This is a genomic window from Pseudomonas sp. 1928-m (genome assembly GCF_029269135.1).
Classification (GTDB): Bacteria; Pseudomonadota; Gammaproteobacteria; order Pseudomonadales; family Pseudomonadaceae; genus Aquipseudomonas.
Genome location: NZ_JARIXO010000004.1, coordinates 136,212 through 161,700, shown reverse-complemented (window position 1 = coordinate 161,700; position 25,489 = coordinate 136,212). Strand labels below are relative to the sequence as shown.

The window sequence follows — 25,489 nt, the reverse complement described above, 5'->3', positions numbered from 1 at the left end:
TTTATGACTGCTTTATGGCGTCGCTAACGCACAATCGCCAGTTCAAACGCGCCTTCATCGCTGTGGGCGTGGCTCTGCATACCCGCTTCATCGAGCGCCAGCGCCTGCAAGGGGCGCTTGAAGGGTTTGTTATCCAAGGTTTGCAGGCTGCGATCCTCATCCGTGGTCAACAGCAGCACATAGTGCTCACCCGCAGCGGCTCTCACCGGTACAGTGCCTTCGATAAAGGCATAGCGATACCAGGTTTCCGCGTGTAGCTGGTACACCGCATCACTGACCAGGCGCGTTGGCTGCTTAGCCTGATCAAGGAACAGCAAGGAAGGATAGGCCACCTGTTTGTTGGCAAAGCTACGAATGCGCAAACCGAAGTCGTACTGCGAGCGTGGCAGTTTCAGGGCCGCGTAGTAGCTCTTGCCCATGGGGAAATCCAGGCTGGGGGAAAAGCGATTTAGCTCTTCATAGCGTGGCTCATCGGCGCTTAAGGGGGTGAAATCACCGTCCGCCAGTTGCCCACAACACCGCTCGACCAGTTCCTGATAGCGCCCTCCACTCTTTGCCTCGGTTCCGGCCAACAAGGCCTGCATCGCAGCAGTGGGTTGCCCATCCAGCCCCGGCAAGGCTTGCGGCTTGGCGTCAAAGGTAATTTCGCGGCCTTGGGTAAGCGGCACCTTGTGCAAGGTTGGAGTTGGCGGCGTCGCACCTTTTGCCGGCACCTTGGAGTTGCGCATGCGGCCCTGCTCATCGACCCAGGTGAAATAGCGACCATCCTGCTCATCACGAGCAAAATCTCGCCCCTCCAGTACGTCCGAGCTGATATAGGCGCTGGAGCGTTCACCCGTACCCAGAAGAATCTCATTACCGCCGGCTTGCACCTGCTGCCCGGCATAGAAGCTGTTCTGTAAATTGCCGCTGGCATCCACCCAGGTGAAATAGCGCCGCTTACTCTCACCACTGCTCTTGCTGCCAGGCCAGACCGCTGCCTCACCTTCATTCAACCGCGCCTGATCGCTGCGCTGGATATTGCCGGCAGCAGCGCGCTGATGGGCCGTGTAGCGGTTGTCGACAAAGCTGTTGTGCACCCGCCCCTGGTYATCGACCCAGGTCAGGTAGCGGCCGCTGGCAGAGCTCAAAAAACTCAAAAGCAACAAACTGATGAACATGAGTACACGCATTAACGACCTCAAAACCTCGTGGTGTAGGTCAGTGCAAATATGTAAGCCTTGACGCTTGTCTCAATATCCAGCCCCGCATAAGGGTTATAAACCAAATTATCTACCCCCTCACAACTTACATTACAACTGCTACCTGCTGGAATTTCTTGCTTGGACACGAAGTAGTTGAAGCCAATATCAATAATCGTGTCTTTGTCCCAACGATAACCAAGTCCAAGCCCATAAAGATCAGCATCTCCTACAGGGGCAAGCACATCAGCTTTATCTTTAGGAATTGCTGATGGCCTAAACTCATAACCGGCCCGCAATGCCAAACGATCACTAATATCGTATTGCATACCCAAGGACCAGTTCCAAGTATCAACATAACCCCGATCCAGAATAATGCTACGACTGGTTGCATTTCCTCCGCCGAAGAGCTTTGCAATACGCAATAAATCCAACTCTCGATCAAATTCTATTTCAAAATTATTCCAGTCACTATAGCCCACCCAGCGCAAATCAAAATTGAATTGTAGCCTGTCCGCGGGCCGTATTTTTATTCCCGTACTGAATGCATCAGGATAAGTCAATTTCAGTGAGGCATTACCAATTTCCTCGTCGACACCATAAGGAAACAGAGAGCTAAAAATCTTACCAGCAGCCGAACCTTGCAAACCAGACCAAAAACCTTCCCAATTTTCAGAATAATCGATTCGATACTTGCCTTTAAGATTCATGCGAGCCTCACTCTGGTATGTTGCTCCCCATGCGAACCACTCTACAGGCTCCCACAAGACACCTAAATTATAAGTAGGTGAAAGACTTTGCTGCAGATCAAGATCCATATTTGCAAGCGAATCAAAAGGACCAATTTTCCCACTACACAAGTTCAAATAAGGCCCGACCAATTCCGAAAGACCAGGAATACAAATTGCCTCATTTAAGAGCCGTGCTATTCCCGTCAGCATCCCGGGATTACGAAAGTCCTGATTTAGTGCGACTGCCTGATGAGAAAAACCCACGGACAACCCAATAGATAGCTCATCATTGACTTGGTAAGCCAAAGATGGTGAGAAATAAGTTATTCTCTGAAGTGACACTTGCCGCCCCTGAAATCGGCCAGGGTCTTCATCTGAGTCACGCGAATAACCTAGCGCCATTGGCGCATAAACATTGGTCGCAAAAGTAAATTTAGAGCCTGGTGGATTTACTGACAAACCCGCTAAAGGGGCGACAAGTACAGGCAACTCAGTCATTCCGCCAAGGCCTGGCAAATACATAACAGGCGTTAACGTTCGACTACTAGAGTCCTTATGTGGATCATCATCAAAACCCATGAAATTGTAGTTTTCTCGCGGCTCAAACTCAGCCCTAATATCCATCACGCCACTTAATAACTTTACAGTACTTTGCCGCCCCTTAAGTTTACTGAGCGCGGCAGGATTGTAGTGCACCGCATCAATACCACTTGAATCAGCAGTAATGGCATTACCCATCGCCATAGCTTTAGGGTTGCCTATTGTTAAATTATTAGCTAATTGACCATGAGCCTGCCAAGTGCAGCCCACAGTCAACCCAACGAGTAATAGTACCCGTAGCGTAGAAGCATGAGTCATCGTGAATTTACTCGCTGTTATTCAGGCTTCAGGCCTTTGATATCCAAAGGCATGGAGATGCCCAACAACACATCTGGCGAATCCTCGGTCATACCGAAACCGGCACTGACGTTGACGATGCGATCCGGTGAAGTACGCAAGCCTAGCGAGAAGTTCATCACCGCACTGGTTTGCCCGCGGCCCTCGGCTTCGCCGTCGGCAAAGGTGAAGGTCGGCTTTAACGAATGCGACATCTGGTAAGAGGTCGCCAGCGACACGTCATAGGACAAGGCGTAGGCAAAGCCCATGCTCAGGGAGAATGACGAACCGGGATCAACTTCCTCAAGCAGGCGCCCACCACGTACCTGACCAATACCGGTAATTGGCATGTTGTAGGTGTAACCGAGCGAGCCGAACAGCACGACCGGGTCGATCACATAGGACATATTTGCCCCGACGCCCAGGCTATATGTGCCACTACCAGTGGACAAATTGTTGGCCGTGTCAATGTCATAAGGACTGTTGCCAGTTGGCAAGCCCAGGGTCGCGTAAAGAGTGGTGACCGGCTTGCCGCGTAAGGAGGTCCACGGCTGCCAGCGCAGACTGGCGGAGATATCGCCCAGGCTGTAGGCATTCAGATCACGCTCGGTGTCGTACTTGGCGATCATGGGCAGACGCACGCTGAAGGTCAGGTTGTCCCACACGCCATAATCGAAGGTGAACGAGTTGGTGAAGGTGTGCTGCGCCTCGCTCTGGCCAATCACACTGAATACGTTGTTACCGGTGCGTACAGTCTCAATAACCGTATCGCGCAGCAGCGAGTAATCGAAGCCATAGGTCAGGGTTCGTTCGCCCTTTTTCAGCAAGGTGTAGCTTTTTTCCGCAGCCTGAAAAACCTCTTCCAGCGCCTTGGCGCTGTCGGCGTCATCTTCCTGTTTGCTCAAGGCTTCACGAGCCTGATCGACCGAAGCCGGGTCGGCCATTACCGCTGAACTGGCAGCCCCTGCCAGTATGGCCAGCCATACATAATGCAAAACTCTCATGGCGCAGCCCCCAAATATTTATTGTTATGCCGGGCGTTTTACTTGCGTCGGATATAGCGAATATCGCCATCGGAGCCAAGCTCTGTGGCTTGGTTCTCGGTGAATTTGGTCATCTGCGGAAACTCGCGAAATGCCAGCAAGCTGATGGTGCGATCATCAATGATGCGCAGATCCTGCTCGCTCAAGGCCAGGGCATTCGGCGGTTCATTGCCGTTGGGGAAAATCACGAACAGCACGTTCTGATCCCAGATTTCCTCAAAGCGCGTGCGGGTAAAACTGATATTGCCCAGCGCCGGGTCCGCGACAAACACATGGTCGTTGTACACATCGCGTACCACCACAAAGTGTTTGAAGCCGGCATATTCAATCGGCACGATGGCCGGGTGCTCAAGTGCGTCGAGATCGGCAAAAGCCGCGCGGAAACCGCCACTCTTGTAGCCCAGTGCCGTGACAAAGCGCTTCATGTCGAGCAGGGAAAAACCGCGTCGTTCAACGATCTTGTCCGCCTCGCCAAACTGCAGCAGGCCTTCCATCACCTGACGTTCCTGCAGGTTGCGGCCGAGGAAATAATCCAGCAGCGAGGTCAAGGCAGCCGAACCGCAGCTGTAGTCATAGGCCTGGCGAATCACGTTGCGAAACTGCAACTGACTCAACGGCTCAAGTGTCACCGTCTCACGCAAGGGCCCGTTCGGCAGCAAATGCTGATTGATATGCACGGTACCCGGTGTCGGCGGCTTGGTATCCACCGCTTCGGTAAAGCCCCACACACCGATCAGGCTGCCCAGCAGAATCTCGATCATCAGCCAACCGCACTCCTATCCAGCAAGAGAAAAGTCCTACCGGCCAAAACCGGTAAGACTTTTCATCACACGCAACAACTAAGCGAACTTAGTGGCCCCAGACCTTGATCGTGGTACCAGCCATGTTCAAATCGTTGACCGCCAAAGAGCCTATGCTAGCGCCAGTACCAACACGAACTGCGCCAACTTCCAGCTCACCAGTGATGGCAGGCAAGCTAATTTGCAGCTGTTCAATACCGCCATTGGTTACCACATCGATCTTCAGTGGGTCGGAATCAGAGATGTTGAATCCGGTGAAAGCGATAGTTTCCAGATTCAGCGAACCACCGTTGGTATCGCCATCGGTGTAAGTGAGCTTACCAATGGTGCCGTTGAAGCTACCGGAGATGCTGATGCCATCCTGACCGGTTACGGTTGCCAGAGCAGTATCGTCCATGGCCTTGAGCTCAGCCTGAGCCATGAAAGGAACAGCCAGAACAGCGGTGGCCAGGGCCAGTTGCTTGAGGGTTTTCATTGTTATTGTCTCCACAGTTCACTAATGGGTTGTCCCCGGCAGGCTGCTCTGGACTCCTGTCCGTCTCAGCTACAGCGGCGTGCGCCGCTCACCAGGTCTGACACTGCTTCCCTATTCGCGCCAGGCTTGGAATCGTGAAGCACCATGCTTCTCGTCCTGACGTTAAAACTACTGGTGCATGCCCTGGCTGCCAGCCCATCCAAGGGATGGAGCGCCCATCTGGCGCCAATCAGCCAGCCAACGCTCAGGCCTCGCTCAACAACCCCAGGCTCTTACCCTTCAATACCGCTTGCGTACGGCTGCGCACGCCCAGTTTGGCGAACAGGTTGTGCAGGTGCCATTTGATCGTGGCCTCTGACAAATGCACCGCCTGGGCGATATCGCGGTTCGACAAACCGGCCGCGACAAAGCGCAGAATCTCTCGCTCGCGATGGCTAACATCTTGATTTTCATCGAAAGTTTCTAGATCGATAGACAACCGTCGGCATTGCTCACGCAGCTGTTCGGCCAGCCCTTGCCAGGCACTGGCGCGCTTGGGTTCGTCGCTGTGCCAAGCATCCCAGAGCGGTAGCAGCCAGAGTGCGTCATCCAGAAACATGCGCCGGTAACCGCTGGCCCAGGCGTCTTCGACCGTGCTTTTGAGCAAGGCAAAGGCCTTGTCGCTGTTACCTTTGCGCCAGTACGCCACAGAAAGTAACAAGGAAAGGCGCAGGCGCCGATCACGCTGATGCTCGGCCGTCTGTTTGGCCAGGCAGACCTCAAGCACCGCTTGCGCCTTGTCGGCACGGCGCTCGGACAAGGCCAGGCGCGCTTCTGATAACACCTGCACGGTTTCCGCATCGGCATAACGGCCAGGCGGCAATACCGCCAGATGGCGCTGCAACTGCAGACAGGTACGCTCGGCTTCATTGGGCTTACGCAGCCACAGCAGAAACTGCACCTTGCAGCTCATGCCCAGGGCATAGACCCGCTCATAACCTGGGCCATGCAAACCGGCCAGCCATTCATCCAGCTCCGCCAGGGCCGACTCGCCCTCGCCGGCGAAGAAACGCGCCTTGGCCATCACCAACTTGCCGCGACTGATCAGCTCAATCGGCGTAGCCACATCACGCCAGGTGGTCGCCAGTGGCAACTCGGCAAGGATTGCGGCATGCCGATCCTGCTCATACAGCAAATCCGCATAAGCCAGGGCCAGCGGCCCGCCTACCCGACTACGCCGACCGAACACCTGCTCGACCCGTGCCCGCGCACTTTCCGCCAAGGCCCGGCCGCGCTCAGGCTGGCCCATCTCCTTGCAGATCAGCGCTTCGATCAGGCTGACCACCGCATGCAGGTATTCGCTATCGGCCTGCTCAAGGTTGTCGCGCGCCACCGCAATCGATTTGGCCGCATCACCGAACTCACCCAGCAGCGCGTAGGCCGCGGCCTGAATGCAGGACATGCTGGCGCGGAAAATCGGCTGGTTATCCGGCACCAGGGCCAGCCAGTGCCGCGCCACTTTCAGCGCGCCCTCCAGCTTGTCCTGATACAGCAGCACCAGCGCCTTGAGCACCTGGGCCACCGCCAGCAGCACCGCCAGGCCAAAGTGCATCGGCTTGCCACGCCCCTGCATCAGGCGCGTGCTGACCTCCTCGATCAGCGCTTCGGCTTCGGCGTACTTTTGCTCGAAGGCCAGCTGCCAGGCGTAGAAAATCTGGAACACCGGGTGCTCGCGAATCACCTCAGCCGGCACATCCTTGAGGATCGCCAGAATGCCGTACACCTGATTGCCGGCAATCAGCGTCGCGCCCTGACGCTCCAGCAGCTCGGCGGCAAAGGCGTAATCCCGTGCACGCAAGGCGTACTTGACCGATTTATCGGTCAGCTCATGGCTTTCACACCAGCGGGCGGCGGCGTGCAACAGATGGGTTGGGTCGCCCGCACGGCTCAGACGGCCCTGGAGAAACTCGGCAAACAGATGGTGATAACGGAACCACTCGCCCTGCTCGTCCAGCGCGATAATAAACAGCTGGGCGGTCTGCAAACGCTTAAGCATCTGCGCGCCATCTGTGCGGCCGGTCAGGGCGTTGCACAACTCGGCATTGAACTCATCAAGCACCGAGGTCTGGTCGAGAAACAGCTGCTGATCCTGCGGCAGATGATCCAGTACGTCCTCCGCCAGATAGTCAGCGATATTGCGCTCGGTGCCGGATAGCCCAGCGAGAAAGCCGCTACGCTCCGGCTGCCGCGCCAACGCCAGCGCGACCAGGTGCAAGGCCGTAATCCAGCCCTCGGTACGCCGATGCAGCAAATCCAGCTCGGCACTGCTCAGCCGCAACTGCTTGAGCTCGTGGAAATAGGCTTCCGTCTCACTTCGGGTCAGACGCAGCTCGTCGGCTTTGATCCACAGCGCCCAAGGCGAAATGACCGGCTGCTCATCAAGAAAGCGCGGCTTGTAGCGGGTACTGCCAATCATCCGCACATTGGCCGGCACCTGTTTGACGAAATAATTAACCAGCGGCCCCAGGTCGACATGCCGCACGCGGTGGAAGTCATCGAAGATCAGGTACAGGTCGCCCTGGACCCTCTTCAGATCGCCGATAAACGAATCCAGCAGCAGTTCATTCGGCACGCTCAGGTCGTCACGCAACAGGCGCGCGGTGCTCGCGCCAAAGCCGGGCAACTGCGCCTCTATCGCGGCAATCAGGTAGTGCAGCAGACGTTGCGGCTCGCTGTCGGCCTCATCGCAGGACAACCAGGCCACTCGCGCGCCGGTTTCCAGCAAACGCAGACGAAACTGGCTGAGCACCGTGCTCTTGCCGAAGCCAGCCGGTGCGCTGAGCAGAATAAGGCGCTGCTCGCGGGCCTTGAACAGCCGATCAAGCAAGGCATCGCGGGCCAGCAACGGCCGACCAGCAGATTCAGCAGGAAACAGCTTGGTACGCAGTAACGGCAATTTACCCGGACGGGGTTTCGATTGGCTATTCATTGATCAAGAAGACTCAGTTCACGCGCGCGGCGGATGGCTTGTGTGCGGTTACGCACCTTGAGCTTTTCGTAAATATTGTGCAGGTGCCATTTGACCGTACCCAGCGCCAGTGAAAGCTGCTGACCGATCTCATCATTCGACATGCCCTGAGCCGCCAGACAGACCACCTCACGCTCGCGCTCGGTCAGCCCCTCCTCAAGCACTTCCAGCGATTGCCGCGCGCTGTTACCTGGCCAGATGGCCAGCAGACTGCGGATAAACCCCTGCAGCGCGGGTTGGCGTTCGGCGGCCTCCAACTGCTGCAGCAACAGGCGAATGGCCTCGCCCTCCTCGACAAACAGGCTGCGCACGCCCTCGCGCTCGGCACCGATCAAGCATTGCACCAACAGGCTTTGCGCACGCTCCTGATAGCCCAGGCGCTGATAACTCAGCGCCGCCAGCAGGTCGAGACGTAGGCGCTGCAGGCCGTGCCAGTTATCCAACAGCATGCCGCGCAGTTGAGTGATTTCATGCAGCGCCTCGCTGTAATGGCCGCGCGCCTGCTGCAGACGAATACGGGTCAGGCCGCGCACCCACAGCACCGGGTTGAAGCGCATATGCTGGTAATGCTCGGCCAGCTTGTTCCAGTCCACGGTCTTGAGGCGTTGTTCGGCGCGCTTGAGCCGGTCCGCAGCCGGTTCCTGAAGAATCTGCACCACCTCATCGGCCACCGCCTGGGCATAGAAACGCCAGGACTGGTTACGCGCCGCCAGGTTCTGCATCAGCACCAGGCTGGCGTAGGCCTCCTTGGGGTTGTCCTGCATGCGCTGCACATGGGCCATACACAGCATGCCCTGGGCGTAGAGATCAATCGGATTGATTACATCGACTGTGGCCAGCGCCCAGCGCAAGCGTTCCTCAATACCGTCCAAACGGCCCTGGTTATAGGCAATCAGGGCTTCGGTGATGGTCGGCAGCGCCAGGGCCCGTGAGCGGTCGGAGAACCAGGGTATGACCCGCGCACGCAGCTGGGCGAACAGCAGCTCGGCCTGACGAATCTGCCCCTGCTCCAGGCTCAGCAAGACCTCGACGTTGGCCAACTGCATATCCAGATAGCGCCCCTCGAGGAAGTGATTGCGCTGCTGCGCCAGGGCCAGCAAGCGTTTGGCCTGATCCGGCTGACCGATCATCACATTGGCCAGCGCGCCGACGATCAGCATCGCCACTTCGAGAAAGGCAGTGTGTTGGCCCAGCTGCACTTCAACCCGCCGAGCCAGAGCTATGCAGGTTTGTAGATCGTCCTTCTGCAAGGCGATGACTGACTTGATCGCCAGAGTTGCCAACAGCTTGTCGCTCAACGGTGCGCCCGGCTTGGCTTCAGTCCAACGCTCAAGCAGCTCATCGAGCATGCGATTGGCTTCCACCAGGCCCAGCTCGGCGGCGCGGGTCCAGACATCGGCGAGTACCAGTACAGGGAAGCGCTCGGCGATCTCGTCTGGCACATGCTGACGCCATTTGTAGATCAGGTTGAGCTGACCGCGGTTGATCAGCTCCAGGCCGCAACCGTCGACCAATGCCGCGAGCATTTCCGGGTCTTCGGCCAGGCAGGCATGTTCGATGGCCAGGTTCTGCATATGGTGATTGGTGAACCACAGGCTGGCGTTGAAGTGCAGCTGCTTGAAACGCTCCGGGTCGCGCTCTTTCAAGCGGCCGCGCAGAAACTCGGCAAACAGGTTGTGAAAGCGGTACCACTGGCGTTCGCGGTCCAGCGGCAGGAGGAACAGCTGCATGGCTTCCAGCTCCTCAAGCAGCAGCTGACCGTCATGTCGCCCAGTCAGGGCGTTGGCCAGGTCACCACTGAGCTGCTGCGCCACGCCCAGAGCCAGCAACAGCTCCTGCTTATCGGCCGGCAACTGCTCGAACACACTGCGCAGCAAGTAGGCGCCCACCGCCGCCTGATCGGTGCCCATATCGGCAATCTGCGCGGCGGCCTGGGGCTGATGGCGTAACCATAGGCTGGCCAGGTGCACACCCACCATCCAGCCTTCGGTCTGGCTATAGAGCGCGGAAAACGCCACAGCATCCAGTTGCAGACCGCAACGCTGCAGGTAATCGCGGGTTTCCGCCTTGCTCAGGCGCAATTCCTGTTCACCAATCTCCACCAGCAGATCCTTGGCGCGCAGGGTGGCCAGGTTCAACGCCGGTTGCGAGCGGCTGCCGATGGCCAGGGTAAAGCCTTCGGGAGCGAATTTGATCAGGCGATTCAACGCGCCGAGCAGCTCGGCGTCCTGAATCAGGTGCAGGTCATCGAGCACCAGCAGCAGCGGGTTTTCCAGCTGCGCCAGGTCGACCAGCAGGCTTTCCATCACAGCGGATACCGGCACCCGCATGGTGTTCTGCAGATAAGCCAGGGCTTCTGCGCCAAAGCCTGGCAACAGGCGAGAAAGCGCCTCGATCAACTGCAGCAGAAACCGCGATGGCTCATCGTCACCTGGGCCAAGCGACAGCCAGGCAACCGCCTGACCACTTTGCTCGCGGGCATGGGCCAGTGCGACCAGCGCACTGGTTTTGCCAAAGCCGGCCGGGGCGGCCAATAGCAGCACCCGCGCATGCTGGTTGGCGCTCAAGGCAGCTTCAAGCTGCGGCCTGACCAGGTAATCCGTGGAGGCCTGGGGTGGCATCAACTTGGCGCGCAAAAGGCTGCCTGCAGCAGGATCCATTACTTCATCCATGGCCTTGATCCCGTAGTAATTATTGTTTTATGAGTCACATCGAACATCGGGGGACCTTTGCATACTAATGAGCGGCAGCATCCCGAGTAAACCCACGCGCAAGCTCTAGGATGAATGTTGGCGACGTTCTACAATCGGCATCCGCGCACCTTGAACCTGTCATATGCCTACTTGCCTTGTACAGGCTCTGCCCTACCTCGCAGACCCTTCGCGTTACTTCAGTTGCATCATGCACGCGCCCGGCGCCGTTCTGCTGGATGCCGGGCGGCCGACCGCGCAGCGTGGACGCTATGACCTTATCAGCGCCTGGCCATTGGCAGAGCTGGCGCCGACGCCTGACGAAACGGCCAACGCTTTCCTGCAACGCCTGCGCCAGAGCCTTGCAGGCCTCGGCGAGTGCCAAGCACCGGCAGATAATCCACTCCCGTTCGTCGGCGGGTTGATTGGCTACCTGAGTTACGATTTCGGCCGCCGGCTGGAACAGCTGCCGGCTCAGGCCGTTGATGACCTCGACCTAGCCGATGCGCGGTTTGGCCTGTATGCCTGGGCCCTGATCACCGATCACCTGCAACAACGCAGCCAGCTGATGTTTCACCCAAGCCTGGACGAGGTCGAGCGCGGGCGGCTAAGTGCACTGTTCGCCACGTCGACAACGCCCGAGCCACAACCCTTCAGGCTGCTGGAGCATTTCCAGTCCGACATTAGCGAAGCTAAGTACCAGCAGTGTTTTGCACGTATTCAGGCCTATATCCAGGCCGGCGACTGCTATCAGGTGAACTTTGCCCAACGCTTTCGCGCGGGCTATCAGGGCTCACCATGGACCGCTTACCAGGCCTTGCGCGCCGCCTGCCCGACGCCATTTTCGGGTTATCAGACGTTGCCAGGTGGCGGTGCCATCATCAGCCTGTCGCCAGAGCGCTTCTTACGCATCAGCGCAGGCCAGGTGGAGACGCGGCCGATCAAGGGCACACGCCCACGGCATGCCGACCCGCTGCAGGATCAAGCCCAGGCCGACGCGCTGCTCAGCAGCCAGAAAGACCGCGCGGAAAACCTGATGATTGTCGACCTGCTGCGCAATGACCTGGGCCGCAGCTGCCGCGTCGGCTCGGTACAGGTACCGGAACTCTTTGCCCTAGAGAGCTACCCCAACGTGCACCACCTGGTCAGTGCCGTTACCGGCGAATTGGCGGCCGACAAGGATGCTCTGGACCTGATCGCCGGCAGCTTCCCCGGTGGTTCGATTACCGGCGCACCGAAGATTCGTGCCATGCAAATCATCGACGAACTGGAACCGACGCGCCGCGCGCTGTATTGCGGCTCGCTGCTGTATCTGGATGTGCGCGGCGAAATGGACAGCTCAATCGCCATCCGCAGCCTGCTGGCCAAGGATGGACAGATCAGCTGCTGGGGCGGCGGCGGCATCGTCGCCGACTCAAACGGGCAAGCGGAATACCAGGAATCGATTACCAAGGTCAAAGTGTTGCTGGAGACCCTGGAGCAGTTCTGCGACTGAAAACGCTCCCACACAAAAAACCCGCTCAACTGAGCGGGTTTTTCAATACCAGGCTAATTACAGACTCAGCTGGCGATTGGATGCCTTGAGGAACTCGCGCTTGAGGTCTTCATAGGTGTGTACCGCCGGAAACTGCGGGAACTCACGAATCACGTTGTCCGGCGCATGGAACAGGATGCCGGCGTGGGCTTCGCTGAGCATGGTGGTGTCATTGTATGAGTCGCCCGCCGCAATCACACGGTAGTAGAGGCTCTTGAAGGCGATGACCGACTGACGCTTGGGATCTTTCTGACGCAGCTGGTAATCCACCACCCGATCGGTTTCATCAGTGATCAGCTTGTGGCACAGCAGAGTCGGGAAACCCAACTGACGCATCAGCGGCTGAGAGAACTCGTAGAAGGTGTCCGAGAGAATCACTACCTGAAAACGCTCACGCAACCAGTCGACAAACTCCACCGCGCCCTCCAGCGGTTTGAGCGTGGCGATCACTTCCTGAATGTCGGACAGTTTCAGGCCGTGCTCGTCCAGGATGCGCAGGCGCTGTTTCATCAGCACGTCATAGTCCGGAATATCCCGGGTGGTCGCTTTCAGCGATTCGATGCCAGTTTTTTCCGCGAAGGCGATCCAGATTTCCGGGACCAACACGCCTTCCAGGTCGAGACACGCGATTTCCACAGGACACTCCTAACTTGGATTTATTAGAGAAGGCGGCACTCTAGCGGCTACCCCATAGCTCTGCAATGCAGAGCCTTATACCCAAATCAGAGGTCTACTACGGCACTTGGTTATTTAGTCGCATAACTGGCTTTTGCTACCATCGCCACACAAGACGCGCGACGTCACCATAACTAGGAATTCAAGCCGATGAGCCAACCCTTCGATGCAGCCGAGCTAGCGGCAAGCTACGCCAATAAGTCGCCCCAGGATATTCTCAAGCTCGCCTTCGAACATTTTGGCGACGAGCTGTGGCTATCCTTCAGCGGCGCGGAAGATGTGGTGCTGGTCGACATGGCCTGGAAACTCAACAAGAACGTCAAAGTCTTCAGCCTCGACACCGGCCGCCTGCATCCAGAGACTTACCGCTTTATCGATCAGGTGCGCGAGCACTACAACATCAGCATCGACATACTCTCGCCGGAGGCCGCCGCACTGGAGCCTTTCGTCAAAGAAAAAGGCCTGTACAGCTTCTACAAAGACGGCCACGGCGAATGCTGCGGCATCCGCAAGACCGCCCCGCTACGCCGCAAACTGGCCACAGTAAAAGCCTGGGCCACCGGCCAGCGCCGCGACCAGAGCCCGGGCACACGCAGCCAAGTGGCTGTGGTGGAGATCGATGGCGCTTTTTCTACTGCCGACAACACCCTGTACAAGTTCAATCCGCTGGCGCAGATGAGCAGCGAAGATGTATGGGCCTATATCCGCATGCTGGAGCTGCCCTATAACAGCCTGCATGAACGCGGTTTTATCAGCATCGGTTGCGAGCCTTGTACCCGTCCGGTACTGCCCAATCAACATGAGCGCGAAGGCCGTTGGTGGTGGGAAGAAGCCACGCAAAAAGAGTGCGGCCTGCACGCCGGCAATCTGATCGCTAAAATCTGATAGCGAAGACAAAGGACAGATATAAAAAAGGCCAGTCAGTGACTGGCCTTTTTCTTGTGCGGCTCACTCAGCTTTTATCTGCGTGACGCTGACGACGCACCATATAACGCTCCACATAGGAGCACGAGGGAATTACGGTGTAACCCAGGCGTTCAGCGTACTGCAGTGCATGCTCGGTCAACGCGGCTGCTATCCCGCGCCCACGCAACGAGTTGGGCACGAAGGTGCGATAGATATCCAGGGTTTGCTTCCCCAGGTCCATATAAGCCAGGTATGCACGATCACCATCCACTGTGGTCTCGAATTGATGGCCTGCCAGGTCATGGTGAATGGACAACGCCTCGCTCATCGCAACTCCTCTGTTAACTCGCGCAACCCGCTCTCGCTTCTGCAGCCATCGGGTTACCGCATCTTGCACCTATTAAGTTGTAGGCAATTATTCCGAGCTTATCAGGCCAAAACCTGCGAGGTCACGCGAATCAATAACTTAGATCGCCTAGCAAGGCATTCTGACACCCGCACAAGCAAAACATTGCCTCTGCCGGCAACGCTTCTAGATGCCTGCGCCATTCGGCATTTGATGTTCGGCATACTACCGGCATCATTTCCCAGCTATTTTCCACAGTCGGCGCAGCTACAAAGTGGCAGTAAGCACTGCGCAAAGAACTGCCAAACGCTCTAGAACTGATTGTTTTTTAACCAAAAGATACCTATTAAGTGGCCGGCTATGCATTAAGCAGAAAAAAACTCTGGCGGCTTGCCTTGCCTCCGTTTACTTACTACAAGTTACAGGTAGTATGTACGCCGGCTAATTTCCTACCATCAGGAAATTGCTTTTATGGAAAAACTCCACCTCAAGGGGAACACGATGAACAACGTTCTGAAATTCTCTGCTCTGGCATTGGCCGCAGTTCTGGCTACCGGTTGCAGCAGCATGTCCAAAGAAACTGAAGCTCGTCTGACTGCAACTGAAGATGCAGCTGCTCGCGCTCAAGCCCGTGCCGACGAAGCCTACCGTAAGGCTGATGACGCTATGGCTGCTGCTCAGAAGGCTCAGCAAACTGCTGACGAAGCCAATGAGCGCGCTCTGCGTATGCTGGAAAAAGCCAGCCGCAAGTAATAGCTCACAAGGCTATGACAAGCCGACCCAGTTTCTGGGTCGGCTTTTTATTGCCCAGAGAAAAAGCTCGCTCTTCAACAGACAATAAAAATTGTCTGGAACAATGTTCAACGTCGCGCAGCGACGGCCCAAAGGGTGGCCACCAGGGATGGCGGGCAATAAAAAACCCGTCAGCGCTTACGCATAACGGGCTTTTTGCACAAGCTGAAGTCAGATAGCAGGCTCAGTCTCCACCACGGCCTGATCAGGTTGAGCAATTTCAACCGGCAAACCATCTTCAGCAGCGACCACTTCGCGCAGCATTTCCCAGTCCAGGCGCAGATCAGCAAACTGATCATTTTTCAGCAGCGCATTGATTACAGCAGTGTGCTTATCGACGACCGAAGCATCACCGGTATCATCCAAAGGTGCATGCGCTTCCAGATAGACCTTGCCGCCGCTGCGACCAAACTTGTAAGGCTCGTTGATGATGCGCACCGACGTGCCCACCGACACCATCGACGCCAACTTCAGCACGTTATGGTTGAGCATGCGGAAGCAGCCATGACTGACGCGCATACCGATACCAAATTTCTTGTTCGAGCCGTGGATCAGGTAACCCGGCACCGACAAGCCCATCTTGTATGGCCCCAGTGGATTATCCGGACCTGGCGGCACATACGCCGGCAGCGGGTCGCCATCGGCAGCATGCTCTTCGCGGATCGACTTAGGCGGCGTCCAGCCTGGGTTCGGCGTTTTGGCGGTGATCCGCGCATTGGCAACCGGCGAGCTCCAGCCCTCACGACCGATACCCAGCGGATAGGTGTAAACCACGTTACGACCTTTCGGGTAGTAGTACAGGCGATACTCGGCGAGGTTGATCACGATGCCTTCACGCGGGCCAGGCGGCAGAATGTAACGCGTCGGCAGGATGATCTCGGTGCCCTCGCCCGGTAACCACGGATCAACACCTGGATTGGCCACCACCATTTCCAGATAACCCAAATCATTGGCCACGCCCAAGTCAGCGAAGGTGTCTTCATACTTGGCCTTAACCACTCGAATCTCGCCAACCACATCCTCGCCAGGCGGCGGCAAAGGCAACTCGAGAGCATTGGCAGACGCTACCGCGAAGACAGCGGCAAGCGGCAGGCAGCGGGTGACGGCAAGGGCACGCGACAACATCCGGAAATTCCTGACGAAAATGGTTGGTAAAGGTAGAAGGCGATTGTACACCGATTGATCAGCGGCTTGGATAGCTCAACGCCCCGGCTAATGCTGGGCGATCACCGCGTTTCTGCGCCTCAAGTGTGGCCCGGCACGCCGGACACAATCGCTTGTCACGCAGCATCGTCTTATCCAGGTCACGCCATACTGGCTGCGCAGGCAGCAAACCGCCGCACAACGTACGGTCGGCAAACTGCCCCAACTCAAGCTGGCGCGCTAACAGATGCACGCGCACTTCTCGGCAGGCGAACAGGTCAAGCTGCTCGTCAGGCTCGATCAGTTGATAGGCATGCAAGGACCAGGCAGGGCGCGGCATTGAGGGCTCCAGTGCGGGGCCGCCACATTAGCCGAAAGCCACGTTACAGAAAAGCCTGTCAGAGCAAAGGTTTCAGGGTCGGCCAGACGTTTTCCAGCAGCTTGGGTTGCGCTTCAGCAGTAGGATGAATGCCATCGTTCTGCATCATCGAAGGCACGCCGCCTACGCCTTCCAGCACGAAAGGCACCAGAGCGGCGTCATGTTCCTGCGCCACCTTGGGGAACACCTCAGCGAACGCCGTGGTGTAGCGCACGCCATAGTTAGGCGGCAGCTGCATGCCGAGGATCAGCACCTTGGCGCCCTTCTGCTGCGATGCCTGCWCCATGGCCGCAAGGTTTTGTTGCAATTGCGCTGGCGGCTGACCGCGCAGGCCATCGTTGCCACCCAGCTCGATAATCACCAGCTCCGGCTGATGCTCTGCAAGTAGCGCAGGCAGCCGTGCGGCACCGCCTGCACTGGTGTCGCCACTGATCGAAGCGTTGACCACTTGGTGATCAAAACCCTGCTCGATCAGGCGTTTTTCCAGCAAGGCGACCCAACCCTGGCGGGTATCCAGGCCAAAAGCCGCGCTGATACTATCGCCGACGACCAGTACGGTACCCGCGAACGCCGCCGGCCCCCACAGCAGCAGGCTCAGGGCAGTACCGATCAACCACTTACGCATTGGATTCTCCATGAGCTCAAGTATTCTCACCGCGCGAAACCTTAGCAAAGTGGTTCCCAGCACGGAAGGCGAACTCACCATACTCCATGATCTGTCGCTGGAGCTGGTATCCGGCGACAGCCTGGCGATTGTTGGCAGCTCCGGCTCGGGCAAATCCACCCTGCTCGGCCTGCTCGCCGGGCTCGATCTGCCCAGCAGCGGCAGCGTGGTGCTGGCTGGCAACGACCTGGCCAGCCTCGATGAAGATCAACGCGCACGCGTTCGCGCCGAGCACGTCGGCTTTGTCTTTCAGTCCTTCCAGTTGCTCGACAGTTTGAATGCCCTGGAAAACGTCATGCTGCCGCTGGAGCTTGAAGGCCATGCCGATGCCCGCCAGCGCGCCCGCGCCTTGCTCGAACGGGTCGGCCTGGGCCAACGCCTGACCCATTACCCGCGTCAGCTGTCAGGTGGCGAACAGCAACGCGTGGCCATCGCCCGAGCCTTTGCCGCCGAGCCCGCGGTGCTGTTTGCCGACGAGCCCACTGGCAACCTCGACAGCCATACCGGCGAGCGTATCAGCGACCTGTTGTTCGAGCTGAACAAGGAACGCGGCGCGACCCTGGTGCTGGTCACCCATGACGAGCGCCTGGCGCACCGCTGCCAACGCCTGATCCGTCTGGAAGGCGGCCACCTGGTCGACCACGTGGAACCTTGATGAAACAGCTGCCATTTACCCGCCTGCTCTCTCTCGCTAGCCGTCAGTTGCTGCGCGATGCCCGCGCCGGCGAGCTGCGTGTGCTGTTTTTCGCCTTGCTGATCGCCGTCGCCGCCAGCACGGCCATCGGTTACTTCAGCGCCCGCCTGAATGACGGCATGTTGCTACGGGCCACCGAGTTTCTTGCCGCCGACCTGCGCCTGACGGGCAGCTCGCCCAGTGCCCCCGAACAGATCAGCAGTGGCAAGCAACTAGGATTGGAACACGCGCAGCTGGTCGAATTCTCCAGCGTGGTCGCCAGCGATGCCGGTATACAGCTGGCCAGTATCAAAGCGGCGGATAGCGCTTACCCTCTGCGCGGTGAACTGAAGAGTGCCGCCGCACTGTATGACGTCGAACAAACCGGAGCCGGCCCACAGCCCGGTGAAGCCTGGGCCGAAGCCCGCCTGTTTGTCGCCCTCGATCTCAAACCCGGCGACAGCGTCGAGGTCGGTGCGAAAACCCTGCGCCTGACCCGCGTGCTGACCTTTCTGCCGGATGAAACCGGTGACTTCTACAGCCTGACCCCGCACCTGCTGATGCACCTGGATGACCTGGCCGCCACCGGCGTGGTGCAACCGGGCAGCCGCGTGCGCTATCAGGAGCTGTGGCGCGGTGAGGCTGATGCATTGGCGCAGTATCGTCAGGACATCACCCTTGCGCCCAACCAGCGCCTGGAAGACGCCAAAGATGGCAATCGTCAGGTCGGCAGCGCCCTGGGCCGCGCCGAACGCTATCTGAACCTTGCTAGCCTGGCCGCCGTGCTGCTGGCCGGGGTTGCCGTGGCCTTGTCAGCGGTCCGCTTTGCCGCTCGCCGTTTTGATGCCAGCGCGCTGTTGCGCTGCCTGGGTTTGTCCCGTAACCAGGCGCTCGGCCTGTTCAGCCTACAATTGGCACTGCTGGGCATCACCGCCAGCCTGACCGGCGCATTGCTGGGCTGGCTGGCGCAGCTGGCGCTGTTCAACCTGCTGCAGGATTTGCTGCCGGCACAGATTCCGCCTGGCAGCCTGTGGCCCGCGCTGGCCGGTATGGCCACCGGACTTGTGGCGCTGGCCGGCTTCGCCTTGCCGCCACTGGCCGCGCTGGGCCGTGTGCCGCCGTTGCGAGTTCTGCGTCGCGACCTGCTGCCGGTGCCGGCCAGTTCCTGGCTGGTGTATGGCGCCGCCTTGCTGGCTCTGGGCCTGATCATGTGGCGCTTGAGCCTTGATCTTCAGCTGACGTTCGCCCTGCTCGGCGGCGGCCTGGTCACCGCGTTACTGCTCGGTGGTCTGTTGCTGCTCGGCCTACAGAGCCTACGCCGCATGCTGGCCGGCGCTTCGCTGCCCTGGCGGCTGGGGCTGGGCCAATTACTGCGTCATCCACTGGCTGCTGCCGGGCAATCGTTGGCGTTTGGCCTGATCATTCTGGCCATGGCCCTGATTGCCTTGCTGCGTGGCGAGCTGCTCGACACCTGGCAGGATCAACTGCCCGAAAATGCACCCAATCACTTCGCGCTGAATATCCTACCGGCAGACAAGGACGCCTTCGCCGCTCGCCTTAATGAACTATCACCGCACCCCGCGCCCCTGTTCCCCGTGGTGCCCGGTCGACTGGTGATGATCAATGGCGAGCCGGTACGGCAGATCGTCAGCAAGGAATCCCAGGGTGAACGAGCGATTCGCCGTGACCTGAGCCTGACCTGGGCCGCCGATTTGCCCGCAGATAACAACCTAGTCGCCGGTAGCTGGTGGGCAGATGCGAATACCAGCGAATTGCCGGGCGTGTCGGTGGAATCCGAACTGGCCGAAAGCCTGCAGCTGAAATTGGGCGACCGCCTGAGCTTCAGTGTCGGCGGCCTTAACCGCGATGCGGTGGTCAGCAGCCTGCGTGAAGTGGACTGGAATAACTTCCAGCCCAACTTCTATATGATCTTCCAGCCCGGCACCCTGCAGGATCTACCGGTCACCTACTTGACCAGTTTTTACCTGCCGCCGCAGTACGAAAAGCAGCTGGTTGAGCTGTCGCGTGCCTTCCCGGCCGTGACCTTGCTGCAGGTCGAGGCGCTGCTGGCGCAACTGCGCAGCATCCTCGCCCAGGTCACCCTGGCCATCGAGTTTGTCCTGCTGTTCGTGCTGGCGGCCGGCCTTGCTGTGCTGTTCGCCGGGTTGCAGGCGACTCTGGATGAACGTATCCGCCAGGGCGCCCTGCTGCGCGCCCTGGGCGCCGAACGCAAGCTGCTGATCAAGGCGCGCCGCGCCGAGTTCGGCCTGCTCGGCGCATCAAGCGGGCTGTTGGCGGCCTTTGGCTGTGAGCTGATCAGCTTCCTGCTCTATCGCTTTGCCTTCGACCTCGCCTGGCAGCCACATCCCTGGCTGCTCTTGCTGCCCTTGATCGGCGCGCTGCTGGTGGGCACAGCTGGCGTTCTCGGCACGCGCCGCGCCTTGAATATCAGCCCGCTGACGGTGCTGCGCGAGGGCTGATAGACTCGCGCACCACTCCCAACAAGCTGAACTATGAGTCGCTACCGCCCACCCCGCTCCGCCGGCACACCTCTGATCACCCCCGAGGGCGAGGCGCGCATGCGCGCCGAGTTGCATGAGCTTTGGCATGTGCGCCGCCCCCAGGTTACCCAGTCGGTCAGTGAAGCTGCCGCCCAGGGCGACCGTTCGGAGAATGCCGAATACACCTACGGCAAGAAGATGCTGCGCGAAATCGACAGCCGCGTACGTTTTCTGACCAAACGCCTGGAAAACCTCAAGGTGGTCAGCGCCCGCCCCAGCGATCCAGACAAGGTCTACTTTGGCGCCTGGGTCACCCTGGAAGATGAGGACGGCAGTGAATCGCGCTACCGCATCATCGGCCCGGATGAGCTGGACCTGAAAAACAATCTGATCAGCATCGACTCGCCCCTGGCCCGCGCCCTAATCGGCAAAAGCTTGGACGCCGAAGTGCGGGTGCAAACCCCAACCGGCGAGAAGACCTGGTACATCGTCGCGATCGACTACCCGTGACCGAGCCGAGCATGCCCACCGCCCCTGACGCGCCGCACCAGCAAGCCCGCCTTGAGTGGGATGAGCAGGGTCAACCGCTGTCCAGCCAGTTCGCCGATGTGTATTTCTCCAACGAGAACGCGCTGGCCGAAACCCGCTATGTGTTTCTCGCCAACAACCAGCTGCCAGAACGCTTCGCCGCGCTAACGGCTAATCAGCAATTGGTCATTGGCGAAACCGGCTTCGGCACCGGGTTGAACTTTCTCTGCGCCTGGCAGCTGTTCGAGCAGCAAGCCGCTAGCGGTGCGCGTCTGCACTTTGTCAGCGTGGAAAAATACCCACTGAACAAGAGCGACCTGCAACGCGCCCTGGCGCTGTGGCCGGAACTTGCGCCCTACGCCGAACAGTTGCTTGCGCAGTACGTGGCGCTGCCCCCTGGCTTTCAGCGACTGGTGTTTGCCGGCGGGCGCATCGTTCTGACCTTGCTGATTGGCGATGCACGTGAGCTGTTCGGGCAACTGGATGCTCAGGTCGACGCCTGGTTTCTCGATGGTTTTGCTCCGGCGAAAAACCCGGATATGTGGACGCCGGAACTGTTTAGCGAGTTGGCCAGACGGTCCCACGCCAGCACCACTCTGGGCACCTTTACCAGCACCGGTTATGTACGCCGCAGATTGAACGATGCCGGTTTCAAGATGAAGCGCGTGCCGGGCCTGGGCAAGAAATGGGAAGTGCTTAAAGGCGGTTTTATCGGTACAGCCGAGACCACCGAAAAGCCCTGGTTTGCTCGCCCGCCGCAACCTGCTGGCGCCCGCACGGCACTGGTGATTGGCGCAGGGCTGGCCGGTTGCGCCACTGCCGCCAGCCTGGCTCAGCGCGGTTGGCAGGTAACCCTGCTGGAGCGACATGCGGCCATCGCCCAGGAAGCCTCGGGCAACCCACAAGGTGTGCTCTACCTCAAGCTCTCGGCCCATCACACCACGCTGTCACGCCTGATCGTCAGTGGCTACGGCCACAGCCGTCGGCTGCTGGAACAGCTGCACAAAGGCACAGACTGGGATAACTGCGGCGTGCTGCAACTGGCTTTCGACGCCAAGGAAGCGCAGCGCCAGGCGCAGCTTGCTGCGGCCTTTCCGGCCGACCTGCTGACGAACCTGGACAGAAACGCCGCCGAAGCCCAAGCCGGCATTCCTCTGCCCGCCGGTGGCCTGTTCTATCCCGAGGCGGGCTGGGTGCATCCGCCGGCGCTGTGTGCACTGCTTGGCCAGCAGCCGACTATCCAGCTGCAACTGCATCAGGAAGCCTTGGAGCTGCGCCGTGATGGTGACAGCTGGCAGGCTTGGAATGGCGAGCAACTGCTGGCCAGCGCCAGTGTGGTAGTGCTGGCCAGTGCTGCCGAGATTAAGAGTTTTAGCCAAAGCTCTGGCTTACCGCTTAAACGCATTCGCGGGCAGATCAGCCGCCTGCCGGCCACTGAAGCCAGCCGTGTATTAAGTACGGTGGTGTGCGCCGAAGGTTACGTCGCTCCGGCACGTCTGGATGAACACACCCTAGGTGCGAGTTTCGATTTCAACAGTGACGACTTGACGCTGAACAGCGCCGATCATGCAAGCAACCTGCAGCTGCTGGAAGAAATCTCGCCTGAGCTTTGCGGCGCGCTAAACACCGCAGCGCTCGACCCCGAATACCTAGAAGGTCGCGCGGCTTTTCGCTGCACCAGCCCGGACTACCTGCCGATTGTCGGCCCGTTAGCCGACGCAGCTGCCTTTGCCGAGGCTTATGCGGTGCTAAGCAAGGATGCCCGCCAAGTACCAGACACGCCCTGCCCCTGGCTGGATGGTCTGTATATCAACAGCGGGCATGGTTCACGCGGGCTGATCACCGCGCCATTGTCCGGCGAGCTGATCGCCGCCTGGCTTAACAAGGAGCCGTTACCCGTGCCTGCCGATGTGGCGCAGGCCTGCCATCCGAATCGCTTCGCCTTGCGTGCGCTGATCCGTAACAAACCCTAGGTTGGCTCGGGCGGCGTTCCGTTGAGGCGCGCAGCGAAGTCCAACGAGACATGCCGCCGCTCGTTGGGCTTCGCTGCGCTCAACACCAACCTACCTGCGACCTCAGCCGCGCAGGCTAAAACGCCAGGCGCGGTGGATCTTCTGGTTGCGAGCAAAGTCCGGATCGAGAGTCGATGCACTGATTTCTTCAACCTGATAACGCGCAGCCAGGCTCTCATCGAGTTCAAACTTGCGGAAGTTGTTGGAGAAATACAGCACACCGTCCTTGGTCAGACGGGCCATGGCTAGATCGAGCATCTGCACGTGGTCACGCTGGATGTCGAAGATGCCTTCCATGCGCTTGGAGTTGGAGAAGGTCGGCGGATCAATAAAGATCAGCTCGTACTCGCCACGGTCTTCGGCCAGCCAGGTCATCACGTCGCCCTGCTCCAGCTTGTTCTTGTCCGAATAACCGTTGAGCGACAGGTTGCGGCGCGCCCAGTCCAGATAGGTTTTCGACAGGTCGACACTGGTGGTGGTACGCGCGCCGCCCTTGGCCGCATGCACGGTCGCGGTGGCGGTGTAGCAGAACAGGTTGAGGAAGCGCTTGCCGGCGGCCTCTTTCTGAATACGCAGACGCAGCGGACGGTGATCGAGGAACAGGCCGGTGTCCAGGTAATCGGTGAGGTTGACCAGTAGCTTTACGCCGCCCTCGCTGACTTCCATAAACTGGCCTTGGGTGGCCTGGCGCTGGTACTGCTTGGTGCCGCTCTGGCGCTCGCGGCGCTTGATCACCACCTTGTTCTTGTCGACACCTAGCGCCTGTGGAATCGCGGCGATGGCATCAAACATGCGCTCTTTGGCTTTCTCAGGATCAATGGACTTGGGTGCGGCATATTCCTGCACATGCACCCAGTCACCATACAAATCCACCGCCATGGAATATTCCGGCATATCGGCGTCGTACAGGCGGTAGCACTCAACGCCTTCCTTGCGCGCCCACTTGCCCAGTTGCTTGAGGTTCTTCTGCAGGCGGTTGGCAAACATCTGCCCCCCTTCACTCAGGCGCGCCTGCTCAACCACCGGAGCAGGTGCCGGAGTCGGTTTGATCGGGTTGCCGTTCTTGTTGTACTGACGCTCCAGCGGCTCAAGCGGGGATTTGTCCGCTTCGGCCTGCTCGCGTTCACGTTCGCGCTGCTCAGGGGTACGACGCTCGCCGGTGACGAACTGCTCGGGCAGCACCTTGATCAGCAGCAGCTTGCACGGCAGTGCGCCATTCCAGAAAGCGTACTGCTTGTGGCTGCGGATACCCATGCGTTTGCCCAGGTCCGGCGCGCCGGTAAACACCGCCGCTTCCCAGCCCATGCAAGCCTGACGCAGACGCTCGCCGAGGTTCTGGTAGAGGTACAGCAAGCTGGCTTCATCACCCAGACGCTCGCCGTAGGGAGGGTTACAGATCACCAGGCCTTTCTGGTTCTGATCCGGACGCGGCTCGAAGGTCGCCACCTCGCCCTGATAGACCTTGATCCAATCACTCATGCCAGCGCGTTCGATGTTATTGCGCGCCGGCTGAATCAGCCGTGGGTCGGCTTCATAGCCGCGAATCCACAGCGGTGGTTTGGCCATGCCTACTGCGGCGCGCTGCTCGGCTTCGGCATGCACCTTCTTCCACAGCGCCGGCACATGGCCCAGCCATTTGCTGRAGCCCCATTGCTCACGGGTCATATTCGGCGCGATATCGGCGGCGATCATCGCGGCCTCGACCAGGAAGGTGCCGACACCACACATTGGGTCAGCCAGTGCGCCGCCTTCGGCAGCGATACGTGGCCAGCCGGCGCGGATCAATACGGCCGCGGCGAGGTTTTCCTTTAGCGGCGCGGCGCCCTGCTGCAGGCGATAACCACGCTGGTGCAGGCTATGGCCGGACAGGTCGAGGGAGAGAATCGCCTCGCCGCGATCCAGGCGCAGGTGAATTCTCAGATCCGGGTTGAGCTTATCGACCGATGGCCGCGTGCCGTCTTTCAGCCGCAGCTTGTCGACGATGGCGTCCTTGACCTTCAAGGCACCGAAATGGGTGTTGTCGATGCCAGAGCCATTACCGCTGAATTCCACGGCCAGGCTGCCGGTGGATTCCAGGTGCTCGAACCAGTCGACCTCCAGCACGCCTTCGTAGAGGCTCTGGGCGTCCTGCACGCTGTAGCGCTTGAGTACCAACAATACGCGGTTGGCCAGGCGCGACCACAGGCACAGGCGGTAGGCAGTTTCCATGTCGGCCATGCCACGAATGGCTGAGGTGTGCTCACGCGCATCTTCAAGGCCGAGGCTGCTGGCTTCTTCGAGCAGCAGGCCTTCAAGGCCCTTGGGGCAAGTGAGGAAGAGTTCGTAACGATCCGACATGGGAGTTTCCAGTGCCTAAGGCAATCAACGGCGCGCAGACAAATCAGCACGGCCAAAATAAGTGACAAAGCGTCGCAGCGCGACCCTTCGTCGGAATAAACAACAGTCTCAATCGCAATTCATTCGCGATAGCAAAACACCAGCACACCCGGCGCATACGCCCACAGCATAGGCGCTACAGCGAAAACTCCGGGCC

The 25,489-nt window shown here is 59.1% G+C and carries 20 protein-coding genes; 7 read left to right on the top strand and 13 right to left on the bottom strand.

What is annotated here, in order from left to right; genetic code table 11:
- Positions 1–23 precede the first annotated feature (23 nt).
- The 7 genes from P3C18_RS14560 to P3C18_RS14530 form a co-directional block, all read right to left on the bottom strand.
- Positions 24–1,172, bottom strand: coding sequence for a MalM family protein (locus tag P3C18_RS14560; RefSeq protein ID WP_275962571.1), 1,149 nt, complete (start codon positions 1,170–1,172; stop codon positions 24–26).
- Between the two features lie 8 nt (positions 1,173–1,180).
- Positions 1,181–2,770, bottom strand: a complete 1,590-nt coding sequence (locus P3C18_RS14555) for an outer membrane protein transport protein (RefSeq protein WP_275962570.1) — start codon at positions 2,768–2,770, stop codon at positions 1,181–1,183.
- Between the two features lie 17 nt (positions 2,771–2,787).
- A complete protein-coding gene (locus P3C18_RS14550) occupies positions 2,788–3,792 on the bottom strand; it encodes a transporter (protein WP_275962569.1) in 1,005 nt (334 codons plus the stop codon).
- 38 nt (positions 3,793–3,830) lie between these two features.
- On the bottom strand, positions 3,831–4,592 hold the full coding sequence (locus P3C18_RS14545) for a C39 family peptidase (RefSeq protein ID WP_275962568.1): 762 nt from the start codon (positions 4,590–4,592) through the stop codon (positions 3,831–3,833).
- Positions 4,593–4,680: 88 nt separating this feature from the next.
- On the bottom strand, positions 4,681–5,106 hold the full coding sequence (locus P3C18_RS14540; RefSeq protein WP_275962567.1) for a DUF6160 family protein: 426 nt from the start codon (positions 5,104–5,106) through the stop codon (positions 4,681–4,683).
- Positions 5,107–5,350: 244 nt separating this feature from the next.
- Positions 5,351–8,074, bottom strand: a complete 2,724-nt coding sequence (locus P3C18_RS14535; RefSeq protein ID WP_275962566.1) for a LuxR C-terminal-related transcriptional regulator — start codon at positions 8,072–8,074, stop codon at positions 5,351–5,353.
- Positions 8,071–10,785, bottom strand: a complete 2,715-nt coding sequence (locus tag P3C18_RS14530) for a LuxR C-terminal-related transcriptional regulator (RefSeq protein WP_275962565.1) — start codon at positions 10,783–10,785, stop codon at positions 8,071–8,073. The genes P3C18_RS14535 and P3C18_RS14530 overlap by 4 nt, the downstream gene beginning before the upstream one ends.
- A 163-nt stretch (positions 10,786–10,948) precedes the next feature.
- On the opposite strand from P3C18_RS14530, the gene pabB reads away from it, so the two are divergent.
- Complete coding sequence (pabB, locus tag P3C18_RS14525) at positions 10,949–12,298, top strand: aminodeoxychorismate synthase component I (protein ID WP_275962563.1); 1,350 nt, start codon at positions 10,949–10,951, stop codon at positions 12,296–12,298.
- 57 nt (positions 12,299–12,355) lie between these two features.
- Here the strand turns inward: pabB and thrH are convergent, their stop codons facing one another.
- On the bottom strand, positions 12,356–12,973 hold the full coding sequence (thrH, locus tag P3C18_RS14520; protein WP_275962562.1) for a bifunctional phosphoserine phosphatase/homoserine phosphotransferase ThrH: 618 nt from the start codon (positions 12,971–12,973) through the stop codon (positions 12,356–12,358).
- A gap of 189 nt (positions 12,974–13,162) precedes the next feature.
- Here thrH and P3C18_RS14515 point away from each other — a divergent pair, with 189 nt between their 5' ends.
- Positions 13,163–13,897 (top strand): phosphoadenylyl-sulfate reductase, encoded by a 735-nt coding sequence (locus P3C18_RS14515; RefSeq protein WP_275962561.1) that lies wholly within the window; start codon positions 13,163–13,165, stop codon positions 13,895–13,897.
- A 67-nt stretch (positions 13,898–13,964) separates the two neighbouring features.
- On the opposite strand, the gene P3C18_RS14510 is transcribed toward P3C18_RS14515, so the two are convergent.
- Positions 13,965–14,246 (bottom strand): GNAT family N-acetyltransferase, encoded by a 282-nt coding sequence (locus tag P3C18_RS14510; protein ID WP_275962560.1) that lies wholly within the window; start codon positions 14,244–14,246, stop codon positions 13,965–13,967.
- Between the two features lie 519 nt (positions 14,247–14,765).
- Here P3C18_RS14510 and oprI point away from each other — a divergent pair.
- On the top strand, positions 14,766–15,017 hold the full coding sequence (gene oprI, locus P3C18_RS14505) for an outer membrane lipoprotei OprI (protein WP_090242095.1): 252 nt from the start codon (positions 14,766–14,768) through the stop codon (positions 15,015–15,017).
- Positions 15,018–15,227: 210 nt separating this feature from the next.
- Here the strand turns inward: oprI and P3C18_RS14500 are convergent, their stop codons facing one another.
- From P3C18_RS14500 to P3C18_RS14490, 3 genes are read right to left on the bottom strand one after another with little or no spacing between them, the layout of a single operon-like run.
- Positions 15,228–16,181, bottom strand: coding sequence for a L,D-transpeptidase family protein (locus P3C18_RS14500; protein ID WP_275962559.1), 954 nt, complete (start codon positions 16,179–16,181; stop codon positions 15,228–15,230).
- Between the two features lie 58 nt (positions 16,182–16,239).
- Positions 16,240–16,539, bottom strand: coding sequence for a hypothetical protein (locus P3C18_RS14495; RefSeq protein WP_275962558.1), 300 nt, complete (start codon positions 16,537–16,539; stop codon positions 16,240–16,242).
- A gap of 58 nt (positions 16,540–16,597) precedes the next feature.
- Positions 16,598–17,203, bottom strand: coding sequence for an arylesterase (locus P3C18_RS14490; protein WP_275962557.1), 606 nt, complete (start codon positions 17,201–17,203; stop codon positions 16,598–16,600).
- Positions 17,204–17,213: 10 nt separating this feature from the next.
- On the opposite strand from P3C18_RS14490, the gene P3C18_RS14485 reads away from it, so the two are divergent.
- From P3C18_RS14485 to mnmC, 4 genes are read left to right on the top strand one after another with little or no spacing between them, the layout of a single operon-like run.
- Entirely contained in the window at positions 17,214–17,897 is a 684-nt protein-coding gene (locus P3C18_RS14485) for an ABC transporter ATP-binding protein (RefSeq protein WP_275962556.1), read from the top strand.
- Positions 17,897–20,395 carry an ABC transporter permease gene (locus P3C18_RS14480; RefSeq protein ID WP_275962555.1) on the top strand — a complete coding sequence of 833 codons (2,499 nt, stop codon included), beginning with the start codon at positions 17,897–17,899 and terminating at the stop codon, positions 20,393–20,395. The genes P3C18_RS14485 and P3C18_RS14480 overlap by 1 nt, the downstream gene beginning before the upstream one ends.
- A gap of 33 nt (positions 20,396–20,428) precedes the next feature.
- The gene (gene greB, locus P3C18_RS14475) at positions 20,429–20,926 is read left to right on the top strand and encodes a transcription elongation factor GreB (protein ID WP_275962554.1); all 498 of its coding nucleotides are present in this window, start codon (positions 20,429–20,431) and stop codon (positions 20,924–20,926) included.
- A gap of 11 nt (positions 20,927–20,937) precedes the next feature.
- On the top strand, positions 20,938–22,917 hold the full coding sequence (mnmC, locus tag P3C18_RS14470; protein ID WP_275962553.1) for a bifunctional tRNA (5-methylaminomethyl-2-thiouridine)(34)-methyltransferase MnmD/FAD-dependent 5-carboxymethylaminomethyl-2-thiouridine(34) oxidoreductase MnmC: 1,980 nt from the start codon (positions 20,938–20,940) through the stop codon (positions 22,915–22,917).
- 102 nt (positions 22,918–23,019) lie between these two features.
- Here mnmC and rlmKL read toward each other — a convergent pair whose 3' ends face one another.
- The gene (rlmKL, locus tag P3C18_RS14465) at positions 23,020–25,293 is read right to left on the bottom strand and encodes a bifunctional 23S rRNA (guanine(2069)-N(7))-methyltransferase RlmK/23S rRNA (guanine(2445)-N(2))-methyltransferase RlmL (RefSeq protein ID WP_275962552.1); all 2,274 of its coding nucleotides are present in this window, start codon (positions 25,291–25,293) and stop codon (positions 23,020–23,022) included.
- Positions 25,294–25,489 lie beyond the last annotated feature (196 nt).

Bases quoted from the DNA above. Each gene is read 5' to 3' on its own strand.
- P3C18_RS14535 (WP_275962566.1), bottom strand. From the start codon at position 8,074: ATGAATAGCCAATCGAAACCCCGTCCGGGTAAATTGCCGTTACTGCGT.
- P3C18_RS14540 (WP_275962567.1), bottom strand. From the start codon at position 5,106: ATGAAAACCCTCAAGCAACTGGCCCTGGCCACCGCTGTTCTGGCTGTT.
- P3C18_RS14510 (WP_275962560.1), bottom strand. From the start codon at position 14,246: ATGAGCGAGGCGTTGTCCATTCACCATGACCTGGCAGGCCATCAATTC.
- P3C18_RS14500 (WP_275962559.1), bottom strand. From the start codon at position 16,181: ATGTTGTCGCGTGCCCTTGCCGTCACCCGCTGCCTGCCGCTTGCCGCT.
- P3C18_RS14480 (WP_275962555.1), top strand. From the start codon at position 17,897: ATGAAACAGCTGCCATTTACCCGCCTGCTCTCTCTCGCTAGCCGTCAG.
- P3C18_RS14495 (WP_275962558.1), bottom strand. From the start codon at position 16,539: ATGCCGCGCCCTGCCTGGTCCTTGCATGCCTATCAACTGATCGAGCCT.
- oprI (WP_090242095.1), top strand. From the start codon at position 14,766: ATGAACAACGTTCTGAAATTCTCTGCTCTGGCATTGGCCGCAGTTCTG.
- P3C18_RS14545 (WP_275962568.1), bottom strand. From the start codon at position 4,592: ATGATCGAGATTCTGCTGGGCAGCCTGATCGGTGTGTGGGGCTTTACC.
- greB (WP_275962554.1), top strand. From the start codon at position 20,429: ATGAGTCGCTACCGCCCACCCCGCTCCGCCGGCACACCTCTGATCACC.
- pabB (WP_275962563.1), top strand. From the start codon at position 10,949: ATGCCTACTTGCCTTGTACAGGCTCTGCCCTACCTCGCAGACCCTTCG.
- P3C18_RS14530 (WP_275962565.1), bottom strand. From the start codon at position 10,785: ATGGATGAAGTAATGGATCCTGCTGCAGGCAGCCTTTTGCGCGCCAAG.
- P3C18_RS14485 (WP_275962556.1), top strand. From the start codon at position 17,214: ATGAGCTCAAGTATTCTCACCGCGCGAAACCTTAGCAAAGTGGTTCCC.
- P3C18_RS14515 (WP_275962561.1), top strand. From the start codon at position 13,163: ATGAGCCAACCCTTCGATGCAGCCGAGCTAGCGGCAAGCTACGCCAAT.
- mnmC (WP_275962553.1), top strand. From the start codon at position 20,938: ATGCCCACCGCCCCTGACGCGCCGCACCAGCAAGCCCGCCTTGAGTGG.
- P3C18_RS14550 (WP_275962569.1), bottom strand. From the start codon at position 3,792: ATGAGAGTTTTGCATTATGTATGGCTGGCCATACTGGCAGGGGCTGCC.
- P3C18_RS14555 (WP_275962570.1), bottom strand. From the start codon at position 2,770: ATGACTCATGCTTCTACGCTACGGGTACTATTACTCGTTGGGTTGACT.